The sequence below is a fragment of the Blautia sp. HA8986 genome (assembly GCF_056504635.1).
On record NZ_JBWLUQ010000001.1, the window covers coordinates 2,501,559 to 2,513,838 of the forward strand.

At 40.6% G+C, this 12,280-nt stretch carries 9 protein-coding genes and 1 riboswitch; of the genes, 1 reads left to right on the forward strand and 8 read right to left on the reverse strand.

The window, feature by feature from the left end; all coding sequences use genetic code 11:
* Window positions 1-110 precede the first annotated feature (110 nt).
* The 8 genes from AC04Q4_RS11595 to AC04Q4_RS11630 all read right to left on the reverse strand — a co-directional run bounded on the left by AC04Q4_RS11595 (window position 111) and on the right by AC04Q4_RS11630 (window position 10,544).
* Complete coding sequence (locus tag AC04Q4_RS11595; RefSeq protein ID WP_173738233.1) at window positions 111-3,305, reverse strand: response regulator; 3,195 nt, start codon at window positions 3,303-3,305, stop codon at window positions 111-113.
* A 208-nt stretch (window positions 3,306-3,513) separates the two neighbouring features.
* A riboswitch (cyclic di-GMP riboswitch) is annotated at window positions 3,514-3,604 on the reverse strand.
* A 144-nt stretch (window positions 3,605-3,748) separates the two neighbouring features.
* On the reverse strand, window positions 3,749-5,104 hold the full coding sequence (locus AC04Q4_RS11600; RefSeq protein WP_173738200.1) for an MATE family efflux transporter: 1,356 nt from the start codon (window positions 5,102-5,104) through the stop codon (window positions 3,749-3,751).
* A gap of 368 nt (window positions 5,105-5,472) precedes the next feature.
* Window positions 5,473-5,943 carry a GNAT family N-acetyltransferase gene (locus AC04Q4_RS11605; protein ID WP_173738201.1) on the reverse strand — a complete coding sequence of 157 codons (471 nt, stop codon included), beginning with the start codon at window positions 5,941-5,943 and terminating at the stop codon, window positions 5,473-5,475.
* A 318-nt stretch (window positions 5,944-6,261) separates the two neighbouring features.
* Entirely contained in the window at window positions 6,262-7,227 is a 966-nt protein-coding gene (asrC, locus tag AC04Q4_RS11610) for a sulfite reductase subunit C (protein WP_173738202.1), read from the reverse strand.
* 16 nt (window positions 7,228-7,243) lie between these two features.
* Window positions 7,244-8,032, reverse strand: a complete 789-nt coding sequence (gene asrB / locus AC04Q4_RS11615) for an anaerobic sulfite reductase subunit AsrB (protein ID WP_173738203.1) — start codon at window positions 8,030-8,032, stop codon at window positions 7,244-7,246.
* 1 nt (window position 8,033) lies between these two features.
* Entirely contained in the window at window positions 8,034-9,032 is a 999-nt protein-coding gene (asrA, locus tag AC04Q4_RS11620) for an anaerobic sulfite reductase subunit AsrA (protein ID WP_173738204.1), read from the reverse strand.
* 20 nt (window positions 9,033-9,052) lie between these two features.
* Window positions 9,053-9,742, reverse strand: coding sequence for a Crp/Fnr family transcriptional regulator (locus AC04Q4_RS11625; RefSeq protein WP_173738205.1), 690 nt, complete (start codon window positions 9,740-9,742; stop codon window positions 9,053-9,055).
* A gap of 109 nt (window positions 9,743-9,851) precedes the next feature.
* Window positions 9,852-10,544, reverse strand: coding sequence for a Crp/Fnr family transcriptional regulator (locus AC04Q4_RS11630; RefSeq protein WP_173760561.1), 693 nt, complete (start codon window positions 10,542-10,544; stop codon window positions 9,852-9,854).
* A 149-nt stretch (window positions 10,545-10,693) separates the two neighbouring features.
* On the opposite strand from AC04Q4_RS11630, the gene hcp reads away from it, so the two are divergent.
* Window positions 10,694-12,274, forward strand: a complete 1,581-nt coding sequence (hcp, locus tag AC04Q4_RS11635; protein WP_173738207.1) for a hydroxylamine reductase — start codon at window positions 10,694-10,696, stop codon at window positions 12,272-12,274.
* The last annotated feature ends 6 nt before the right edge of the window (window positions 12,275-12,280 follow it).

The following is a 12,280-nucleotide window of genomic DNA, read 5'->3' on the forward strand; positions in this document are numbered from 1 at the left end:
ATTTAACCGCAATGACTGCAATTCCGTCATCGGTAGCAAGCACGCTATCAAAATCAAGTACTTTATTTCGTTTTCTGCCTGTCAGCAGCTCCGATATTTTATATAATAATTTACAGCCATTTTTTCAAAATTTCGCTCAGCTTCTTTACATCCAGTGGTTTCGCGATATGCCCATTCATTCCTGCATTTTTTGCCATCTGTACATCTTCAGCAAAGGCGTTTGCAGTCATGGCAACAATCGGCAGCTGTCCTCGTTCACCCGATAACCCACGGATAGCAGCTGTTGCCTCATAGCCGTTCATAACGGGCATCTGAATATCCATAAATGCAAGATCATACCTGTTTGCAGGAGCATTCAGAACCTTTTCCACTGCGATCTTTCCATTTTCGGCATATTCGACTTCAACACCTGTCATCTGCAGAATCTCAGAAGTAATTTCTCTGTTTAATTCATTATCTTCCACCAGTAAAATTCGTTTTCCGCTGTAATCTGCGCTTTCCAGATAATCCCTTGCTGTCTTTTCTTTTTTTTCTGAAACAAATCGTCTCAGTGTAGCAGTCAGCCTGGATCGAAACAGCGGTTTTGCTATAAAAGCATCTACACCTGCTGCCTTTGCCTCCTCCTCAATCTCACTGAATTCAAAAGAAGACAGGAGAATGATCGTAATATCACTTCCAATACGTTTTCTGATCTGGCGGGCGGTTTCAATTCCATCCATCTCCGGCATCTTCCAGTCCAGGATTATGGCAAAATAATCTTCTTTTTTTTCGTGGTGCTCATAACATCTTTGTACCGCTTCTTTCCCGGAAAGCACCCATTCACCGGCAATTCCTATTTCACTCAAAGTTGCCACTGTACTTTCACAACAGATTTTATCATCATCCACAACCAGAACCGGAAGTTCGGCCAGTTCCTTTTCCTGCTCTTTTTCACTTTCCTGAAGCTTCAGAAAAATAGTTACTGTTATCTTTGTTCCCCGGTTCAGTGCACTGTCAACCTTGATGCTGCCATTCATCAGATTCACAATATTTCTGGTAATTGCCATACCAAGACCTGTTCCCTGAATCCTGGTAGTTCTCTGATCGTCTGCACGGCTGAAGGGCTCAAACATGATCTTCTGAAATTCAGGTGACATACCGATCCCGTTATCCTCGATGATAAACTCATAACAGCCAAGCTCCGAAAATCCATTTGGTATTTCCTCAATGGAAAACGTAATATTTCCTCCATCCGGAGTATATTTGATAGCATTACTCAACAGGTTTACAAACAGCTGCTGGATTTTCAGACTGTCACCGCAAACAGCCTCATGTTCAATGTGTCTGACATGCACTTCCAGAGCATGCTTATGCTCGTCTATACTCGGTTTTGTAAGTGTAACAAGATTATCTACCAGTTCAGGCAGACTGAAATCTTCCTCTGACAGTGACATCCTTCCGCTTTCAATGCGTGCCATATCCAGTACTTCATTTACCAGCCCCAGCAAATGGCGGCTTGATTTCGTGATCTTACACAGACATTCCATCACTCTGGCCTTATTATCAATATTCGCACCTGCGATCGCAGTCAGTCCGACAATGGCATTCATCGGAGTCCGGATATCATGAGACATATTAGAAAGGAACTCTGACTTCGCACGGCTGGCATTTTCTGCTGCCTTGTATGCATCCTTCAGAGCTTTGTGAGATTCAATCTCTGCCTTTTTCTCCTGAGATACATCCATGGAAACCCACAATACCTTTACCGGCTTTTCAGCCTCCCATTCCAATGGGATAAAGGAAGCGATTTTATAAACATCTTCATTTCGGGAACAATATTCAAATTTATAAATATCATTTTCTCCGGTCAGATTTTTACAGATATTTTCCGGTGAAAGCAGCATATCCATTGGTTCCAGTGGTTTCATAGTTTTATAATTTACAAGAAGCTGCTCCTGAAACTCACTGTATCTGCCCAGCGGTTTATAGATCATCTGCCCCTTCAGATTATAAAATCTGTACCTGTCATTTTTCAGATCACAGACAGCAAAACGGTCAACCAGACGCACCATACTCTGGATCAGCTGTTCCTTGTTAGCATTATCAGAAGCCATTTTTTGCAGCTTTATATTTTCTTCCTTTGCCTCTGTAATATCTCTGAGGAAAATCATGGCATATTCAGAATCTTCTATTTCACCACGCATGATCACATTGCGTACCCAGCGTTCTTTTCCGTTCAGTATGATACGGCATTCCAAACTCAGCTCCGTCTCCAGACCCTTTAATTTTTCTGCGATATAAGAACGATTATAGAAATCTGTTACTGCCTTTTTGTTCTCATCTATAACATAATATTCTACAAAATGACTGATAAGTTCATCCCAGGTATGGCTTTTTTCAAATGCAGTCATCAAAGAAGCTTCCACCTTAAAGGTATCAAAAGAATTTTTTTCCAGATTTACATAATATTCGCATAAATTCGACTTTGTAAAAGCACGGTGAAGGGCAGCTAACTTCTGTTCCTGTATAATTCTTTTTTTCTCTGTATCGATATTAACAAAAATTCCCGCAATCCTGTTGGCCGTACCATCCACGCGGCGTATCACTTCTGCTGATGCACGAAACCACTGATATCTGTTATCCTTCATTCTGAGACGGTATTCTACATTATATTTTATCTGATTGGTCCTATCTGCAATCGCTGAATAAAGCTGATTCATCACCCTTTCTTTATCCTGCGGGTGCAAAAGCTCTGACCAGGAATCAAGTTTATTCGGAAAATCCAGAATATCTTGATAGCCCAGCATTCTTCGAAAAGCATGACTCCAGCTTACATCAACGATTTTGCCGTTTTCGTCACAATCAAAATACCAGTGTCCGGAACAGATTGCTCCGTTTATCAGGGTCAGATTCTCATATTCCCAGTTAACCTGTACAGACATCGCCCAGATTTCCTGACCATTCTTATCTGTTGTATTCTCCTTATAAAGATACACATTGATCGGAGATCCGTCTGCTGTAAGAATCCGCCCTTCTCCTCTCCCTTTGATAAAGGGGAAACGTTCTTCATCCAGAAAGCTGACATTTTCACCGTAAAAAAGATTCTTAAGGGAACCTTTTGTCTGCTTCATAAAAGACTCATATGTATAACCAATATTATATAACAACAGTTCACTTACTGACAAAATAGTCAGCTCTGAATCAAAATAGCCCGTGATCGTGCCTACTCCACCATTATTTACTATTGTTTTCTGAAGTGCCTCAAATACATTATCTCCAAGTGCTGTCATGTTTGAAGAATATATTTTATCTTCATAGTTCCTTATACAACTCATTTCTTAGAAATTCTCCCCCATCTTATGCTATTGCTATCCTGATCCATTCTGCTTTTCATTAATTCCAGCCACGAAAAAAAGGCACCTGTCAGATAAGTCTGCAGGTGCCCTTGCTATGTTTTTTCTAAATCATCACATATTTATATAGCATAAAAAATGCTGGCATTTCTCTTTATCACATCTTTATTCATATAAAAACAGTGGCAACCGGCTGACATGGTCAATTTCTCTGACTTTAGTCCCATTTGGCTTTGCGTCACGGCTTTTCAACCGTTTTGCTCTTTATTATTTTATTTTCTTTGATAAGAATAATACCATAAGTTTACCACGTCAATATATCCCTTTAAATTTTATTAAAATTCCAAGTATTTCTTCTCTCATCGTCCGGTAAGTCTCCGTTGATCTATACAGTTCTGATAGCTGCAGCCACATGATCAGTCAAAATCTCTGGTAATGTTCGTAAGCCACTTATTTCTGAAATAGTGGATGAATACCACAGGCATTTTTTCGAACTCATCCAGAGTCATTATAAAATATACCCAGACAGGCGGCAGTTTTAAAACATATGCTGCAAGGAAAGTAAGAGGAACTGCAACAAGCCACATAAATATGGAATCCACGATCATTCCAAACCTGGAATCACCACCGCCTCTGAAACAGCCGCATATAAGACAGGTATTGATACCCTCTCCCACAAGACGCCAGGTGGTCATAACTATAAAAATGCCAAGATAATAAATGGCTGTCTCTGTCAGTTTATCCCGGTAGAAATCAAGTATCATAGGACGGACTGCCAAAATAATGGCACATCCGATCAGACTTACAATAATTGTTATTATCAGCATACGTTTCCCATATTCTCTTGCTGTATCCTTATGGTCTTTACCAAGCTCCTGGCTGATAATAATGGTAGTAGCGTTGGCAAAGCCGCGACAGGCGATAGCACCAATATTTACCACCATAACAGCAACGGCATTTGCGGCAACCATATCATCACCAATGTGGCCAAGAATCGCTGCAAATGCTGAGCTGGCAAAGCTCCAGACAACATCATTTATTACAGCCGGAGAGGCAATTTTCATAAAGTCCCGAAACAGAATACCAGATTTTGCAAAGAAATATTTTATCCGGAATCTGACATCGGAGCTGTTTAATGAATAGATGAGACAAATCAATACCTCTGCGATTCTGGCAATAACAGTACCAAGAGCAACACCTGTAACGCCAAGCTTTGGAAGTCCAAACAATCCAAAGATAAAGGAGGCATTACAAAGCACATTGACACAAAGAGATACAATGTATGTAACAGAAGGTATCATTATTTTTCCGACACTTCGAAGAGCACTCATAAAAACCTGAGAGAATCCCATAAACATAAAGGAAAATGAGATTACCTTCAAATATTCACTGCCGGCAGCAATAGTATCCGGACTGTTTGTGAAAATCTTCATAATCGTAGTCGGCATGGAAAAGGAGATAACGAAAAATACAAGAGAAACGATCAGCGAGATTCTCTCTGCCAGGCCGAGAATCTTTTCTACTGTCTTTTTATCCCCCTTTCCCCAGTACTGGGCACATAAAACCGAGGTACCTGTGGCCATGCCGTAATATAAACAGAAAAGAATAAATGTATACTGGTTGGCAAGGGACGAAGCCGACATGGCAGTCTGGCTTACATATCCCAGCATTACGGTATCAGCAACATTTACCAGTGTTCCGATCAGATTTTGAATCATGATCGGAAATGCTAATTTTGATGCATATTTCAAGAAATCTTTTTTATTTAACATACAACAGTTCTTCCTTAGTTCTTAGAATTTATAATCCTGTGGCATATCTGACAAAATGCCTGACTGACTCATCTTTCGCAGGCAATCCGTCCATATCGAAGTCCTCAAAATACAGCTCCATCCTGTCATTGAGTGGAAGGAAATTCTCATCTGTCCAGGACCGGTTTTGCAGCACTACTCAGGTCCTCAGTGAATTCCTATAAGCTATTTACTTATAGAGAACAGTATATCATATACCTTACAAAACCGCGAGGTTTTTTCAGTATTCTCCCTAACATGATCCCATTTGCATCCAGCCGTTCACAGCTCATGTGCTATGCAGATGCCGCACTTTATGAAACAAATTTTCCCTGAACAAGCGAACCGCCTTATAATATATATTCCAGCTGCCTTTCTTTTGTCCGCATTCCCATTTTCTCATAAAATTTTTCTGCTGAAATATTACCTGCCCATACATTCAATGTTACTTCATAGCATCCCAGCTGCTTTGCTTCGTTTTTTACATATTCAAACAGGCTTTCCCCAATATGCTGACCTCGTGCCTCCTGATCGACACACAGATCATCTATAAAAAGAGACTTAAACGGCACCATATTGTTTGAAAAAGGCTGCTCCTGTAATTGACAGAATGCATATCCCACACAAACATCAGCCTCATCTGCTGCAACATATATTGGCTTTTCTTCGTTTTTCAGAAGCTCTGCTAATTCGTCTGTCTTATATTTTGTTGTGGCTGGAATAAAAATATCAGGCCTTATATCTGCATGAATCTGCAGCACCTGCCCTAACAATTCCAGGATTCTCGGAATATCTTTTTCTTCTGCTTTTCTAATGATCATTTTTATCCTCCCTGTTTCTCAACAACTGATTTTATAGGTTCTTTATACATACCATAATACCATCGTGTGGATTCCTGGTAAAGAAAAATCGACGGTTGCAAAAGCAATCCGCCCTCTTCTGTTAGTGTAAACTAACCTCTGTATATAAAAGAAACCATGTGAAAACAAAACTGTAATTTCACATGGTTTCTTTCCCTGTGTATATTCGGTATATCACTTAAGAAAGCTTATAACAATAGCATCATTTTAGACAGGCAATTTTTTTCCGTTCAACCTTCTTTTGCAAAATTCCTTATATTGGAATTATCTTATTTATAATTATCTGTAATGTATTCCGCTCCAGTAAATATTATCTTTCACTATCGTTTCCTTCGGAAGCACTACACCATCCAATGCCCACCTTTTATATTCTGCAAACCCTACACGGTCAATAATATATCCCACATGTTCCTTGCCACCAGGCGCACTTGGATCAATATATTTTTTTACAAATTTATAGGTGTTCAGGATAACTTTGATGATGGTGTCTTCATCTGCCCAGATCAAAAAATCTTCTCCCAGGCGTGGATTTTTCTTTCCTGTTCGTCCCATAAGTGTCAGACGATAATATTTCTTTTCGCTTCTGGTCCATGCTCTGGTCGGACATTTTGTCACACATACTCCACAGCCTACGCATTTTTCTTCATTGCGCACGATTCTGTAATTATCCATCTTTAACGCATCCACCGAAAGCTTATCACAGCCTTTTACACAGGCGCCACAGGATACACAACGATCAGGGTCATATTGTGGCTCTGTCATACCAATAATTCCAAAATCGTGCATTCTTGCTTTGATACAGTCATTGGCACAACCTGTAAGTGCAATTTTAAAATGAAGATCATTAGGAAATATAGCCTTTTCGATTCTCTTCGCAAAAGCTGCTGTATTATAATTTCCAAAAGGACAGACTCTGTTTCCGATACATGCACAGACATTTCTGGTTCCTGATGCTGAATACCCGGTACCTGCCTCATTTTGATTGATCTGAAGATTATCAATGATCGGTTGAAGCATCTCATTAACTTTATCCATATCTTCCATATGGATTCCTTCAATTTCGAATCCCTGACGGGTGGTAACATGGATCTGTCCGTTTCCATATTTTCTGGCAATATCCACCACCTGCTGCATAACATCTGCATTACAGCACCCTCCCGGAACACGCACTCTGGAAGCCGTAAGCCCACGGACCTTTGATACACGGAAGGCATTTTTCTTCAGTTTCTTTGTATTGATATCCATTACAATTTCCTCCCCCCTAATCAAACAGTTTTTTGCCTTCTGAATAACAGAATACCGGACCATCCAGACAAATATATGTATCATTCATTCGACAATGTCCGCATTTACCAAGTCCACAGCACATTTTTCTCTCCTGAGATATCCAGATCTGTTCTTCCTTCATTCCCAGCTTTAAAAGCTCTGCTACTGCAAATTTCATCATGACCGGTGGTCCGACAACAATAGCTGCAGTCTCATGGATATTATCAAGCTCAAGTTCCGGAATATATTTTGTAACAAGTCCTGTCCTATAAGAATCGTCATCAGCGGAATCCACTGTCAGGATCAGCTCCATCTGCTGTTCCCAGATCTTCAGATCCTCACGGAACAAAATATCTGACGGCGATTTAAACCCAAGGATCGTGTGTAATTTTTTCACTTCATCCGGATGCTCACCGAAGTAACTGATCACTCCTCTCACAGGAGATACTCCTGTTCCACCAGCTACCACGATCAGTTCTTTTCCCTGATAATTCTCCTTCTCAAAACCATTTCCATACGGGCCACGCATAAAAAAACTGCTTCCCTCATTCAATTCAAAAATCTCTCCGGTCACCTTACCAACCTTACGTATGGTCAGGTCGACATAATCTTCTCCTATGCCACTGACAGAAATCGGTGCCTCACCATATTTAGGAATAGAAACTTCAAAAAACTGTCCCGGTCTTACTTCACCCACATATGTCATACGGAATGTATATTCTGTCTCTGTATGCTTCACGATTTCTTTTATCTTAGATAAGAAAGGAATATATTCATTCGTCATCTCACTTTCCCTCCTTTTCTTTCAGTTTCTGAAGACATGCAATATAGGAAATATACTCCGGACAGACATTTTCACAACGTCCGCAGCCGACGCACATATGATATCCGAATCTTTTCTTATGATCTGAAATTTTATGTAATACCTTAAAACGCATTCTTTCACCCTGACTTTGGCGGAAGCTGTGTCCTCCGGCAATATCAGAATATCCATCTACCTGGCAGGAAGCCCATACACGACGACGCTCTCCGGCCTTTGGATTATCTTTATAAAAAATATCCTGCATAGTAAAACAGGTACACGTAGGACAGACAAAATTACAGCGTCCACAGCCAATACATCGACTGCCATATTCCTGCCACATGGAATCCTGGTGAATTATATTTGGAAGTTTTTCCGGAACCTCTACATGAACCTCATTATTTTCCACAAAAATCGGTTTCTCCTGAACATTCTGTCCATAATCCCATAATAATTCTTCCAGTTCTCTGCATTTCAGCTCCATGTAACATCCATTTTCATCCTGAAAAATATACATATCATATTCTTCACAACGATTCGTTCCCATACTTACGCAAAAACAATTTTTTCCGGATTCCTTACACCCCATCACAGCAAAAACTGTATTTTCCCGCATTCTTCTGTAATAATAATCCTCTGCACCATTTTTCAAATACATGTCGTCCAGGCGTTTCAGGGCATGAAAATCACAGCTTTTTAAGAAAATCAACCGCTGTCTTGCTGCTCCGTCTGCTGTTTTCATCTCATTCTCCGTAAAATAAAGAATCGTCTCAGAAATCGGAAGCAGTACCTCCTTAAAGCTGTAATCCGACTTCTGATTCCAGACAATCTCTTCCCAGCTGTTCAGCAGACCATAACGAACTACATCTGTATCTGAAAAGCATCCTGTCCCCTGGTAAATTTTCGGTCCATACACATCATAGGATTTCTGCAAAATTTTAAAAATATTCTGCATCTCATCACTGCTGACTCGTTTTCCCATCAGATACCCCTTTCTCATAATCACATTTTATAAAATTTTGCAAGACCATCAAAATCTATCAGAATAAATCGCTTATTGCCATAACAGATCAGACCTCTGTCCGTAAGAACCTTACAGGCACGAGATACATTTTCCCTTGGTGCACCAACCAGATCAGCCATCAGGGTAATGGTAAGATCAATATCTATCATCACCCCGTCTTCCGTATCTACGCCAAAATCACGACCGAGCTTCCATAATTTTGCAGCTATTTTTCGCTCCATCTGCATGTTTCCGGTCGTATTCTTTAGCTGGTGCCCCATTCGCCAGAGATTTCTCTCATACTCTCTCAGAACAGATCTTGTCAAAGCATGGCTCTGTTCCATAAGCTGAAGAAACTGTTTTTCTGCAATTTCTATCACCTGCACCGGACAGGCAGCCTCACAAAAAAGTGCATTCGGCTTTTTGCTTACAATGCTCTGATTTAAAAGCCGTCCTTTTCCCAGGATAAAAATCACCTTTCGATTTCCATGCTTGGTCAGATTATAAAGCATCACTTCGCCGGAATACACAAAATATACTGTTTTGGTTCTGCTGCGTGAATGAAAAATCACTTCTTTTTTCTTATAAGAAACAACTTTACTTTCATTAAGCAGGTTCTGCAGAATATCCTTTGGGATTTCTTTAAAAAAATCCATCTTCTCCAGTTCCCTGAGTGTTATCTGTCCCATTGTATCAACCTCACTGGTATAGCTTTTGCAGTTTCTGATAATAAACTACTCTTGTCTCGCTTTCCTTTTGTATTATAATGAAAAAGTTTATCGTTTTCCGTGATGTATATCACATTTTTATTCCTGAATCCGTATCATTACAGACAGTCAGCTCAAAATGGTTTCTGTTTGTTTTTATAAGCCCTTCTTTTTGCAGCTTTGATATCTCCGAAGACATTGCCGCACGGTCAATGCAAAGATAATCTGCCAGCTGCTGCCGGTCAAAAGGAATATCAAAGGATAACGATGCCTGTCTGATAGATACCGACGACAGATAGGACAGCAGCTTATCCCTTGTCGTTCGCTTGCCAACATGTGTGATCTTATCGTTGAGGATCAGGATCTTATTTGCCAGGACCCCGACCAGGTTACGGATCAGCTTCTGATGATGGTCACATACTGTTGGGCAGGAAACCAGAAGCCTTTGAACATTTAATAAAATAATCTCACAATCCTCGTCTGCTACCACACTGACATTCAGAACAGCTCCCGGACTTGCTGCATATGGTTCACCAAAAAAATCTCCTGCATGACATTTTGACAGAATATTCCGATGTCCCCACAGGTCTTCCTGAATAACAAGAACACAGCCTGACACCACAAGTCCCATTACTTCAGTAGAGTCTCCGGCTCTGAAAATATAAGAATCCCGTTTTCTGGAGATCGTTGCTGCATTTACACAATGCAGTATGGATAATATCTCATTATCAGTAAGACCTTTAAAGAAAGGGCTCGTTCTTAGAATGGATAAATATTTTTTCAAAATTAATCCTCCTGTTGGAAATCAAACATACACGTTGTAATTATTATACTATACTCCTAACAGAAACCAAGGATAAATACTACTGGCCGAGGATAAAATAATAAGAAAGATCCTTCGGAAAAATCACAGAATAAAAGGAGAATACAATAATGGATAAAAAAATGTTTTGTTTTCAGTGTGAACAGACAGTCGGATGTACCGGCTGTACAGGAAATGCCGGTGTCTGCGGAAAAAAAGCAGATACAGCGAAATTACAGGACGAACTGACAGGTGCGTTGATCAGTCTGGCTAAAGCTGCCGACAGCACGGAAACTATTTCAAAAAGGACCGGACAGATCATAATCGAAGGACTGTTTACTACAGTTACAAATGTAAGTTTTGACAATGCAGCAATCGAAAATATGATACAAAAAGTCAGAGCTGAAAAAGAAAGGCTGGCTCCTGACTGCAGAACAAAGGAATATGATCTTCAGCAGCTGTGGAATGCCAATGAAGATATCCGCTCCTTGAAATCTCTTATTCTCTTTGGTATCCGCGGAATGGCTGCCTATGCCTATCATGCAAATGTTCTGAATTATGAAGATGCCGAAGTGAATCAGTTCTTCTGCGAGGCATTATCTAAGATCGGTTATGAAGAAAGCACAGAAGCACTGCTTTCCACAGTACTCAAAACAGGAGAGATCAATCTGAAGTGCATGGCACTTCTTGATAAGGCAAATACAGAAACCTATGGAACACCAGAGCCAACTGATGTTACACTTACGGTAGAAAAAGGGCCTTTTATTGTCGTGACCGGACATGATCTGAAAGATTTGCAGCTTTTGCTTGAACAGACTGAGGGAAAAGGAATCAATATCTATACACATGGTGAAATGCTCCCTGCCCATGCCTATCCATTCTTAAAGAAATACTCTCACCTGAAAGGCAATTTCGGAACTGCATGGCAGAATCAGCAGAAAGAATTTGACCATCTTCCGGCCCCGATCCTCTACACTACCAACTGTCTGATGCCTCCAAAAAGCAGCTACGCTGACAGAGTATTTACAACAGAAGTAGTTGCCTTCCCAGGAGCTGTCCATATTGACGAGAAGAAAGATTTCACACCGCTTATTGAAAAAGCACTGGAGCTGGGTGGTTACAAAGAAGATCAGATGTTCTCCGGTATCAACGGTGGTAAAAAAGTGACAACCGGTTTTGGTCATGCAGCTATCCTGTCCCATGCAGGTACTGTGGTAGAAGCTGTAAAATCAGGCGCGATCCGCCATTTCTTCCTGGTTGCCGGCTGTGACGGTGCCAAGCCAGGTCGAAACTATTATACGGAATTTGTGAAGCAGACACCTTCTGACAGTATTGTCCTCACCCTGGCATGTGGAAAATTCCGTTTCAATGATCTCGATCTGGGAGAGATCGGTGGTCTGCCACGACTGATGGATATGGGACAGTGTAATGATGCTTATGGTGCGATCCAGGTTGCTGTGGCACTTGCAGATGCATTTGGATGTTCTGTAAATGAGCTTCCGCTTTCCTTCGTACTCTCCTGGTATGAACAGAAAGCAGTCTGTATCCTGTTAACCCTCCTGCATCTGGGTATCAAAAATATCCGTCTTGGTCCTTCTCTTCCGGCATTCCTTTCTCCTAATATTTTGAATTTTCTGGTAGAAAATTATGGTATTGCACCTATTACCACACCGGAAGAAGACCTCAAAGCACTGGTGAAGCATAATAAATAAATTTTT

What these genes read in the sequence shown, in the direction of transcription:
- AC04Q4_RS11600 (WP_173738200.1), bottom strand. Translation starts at nt 5,104, where the DNA reads ATGTTAAATAAAAAAGATTTCTTGAAATATGCATCAAAATTAGCATTT.
- AC04Q4_RS11605 (WP_173738201.1), bottom strand. Translation starts at nt 5,943, where the DNA reads ATGATCATTAGAAAAGCAGAAGAAAAAGATATTCCGAGAATCCTGGAA.
- asrC (WP_173738202.1), bottom strand. Translation starts at nt 7,227, where the DNA reads ATGGATATCAATACAAAGAAACTGAAGAAAAATGCCTTCCGTGTATCA.
- asrB (WP_173738203.1), bottom strand. Translation starts at nt 8,032, where the DNA reads ATGACGAATGAATATATTCCTTTCTTATCTAAGATAAAAGAAATCGTG.
- asrA (WP_173738204.1), bottom strand. Translation starts at nt 9,032, where the DNA reads ATGGGAAAACGAGTCAGCAGTGATGAGATGCAGAATATTTTTAAAATT.
- AC04Q4_RS11625 (WP_173738205.1), bottom strand. Translation starts at nt 9,742, where the DNA reads ATGGGACAGATAACACTCAGGGAACTGGAGAAGATGGATTTTTTTAAA.
- hcp (WP_173738207.1), top strand. Translation starts at nt 10,694, where the DNA reads ATGGATAAAAAAATGTTTTGTTTTCAGTGTGAACAGACAGTCGGATGT.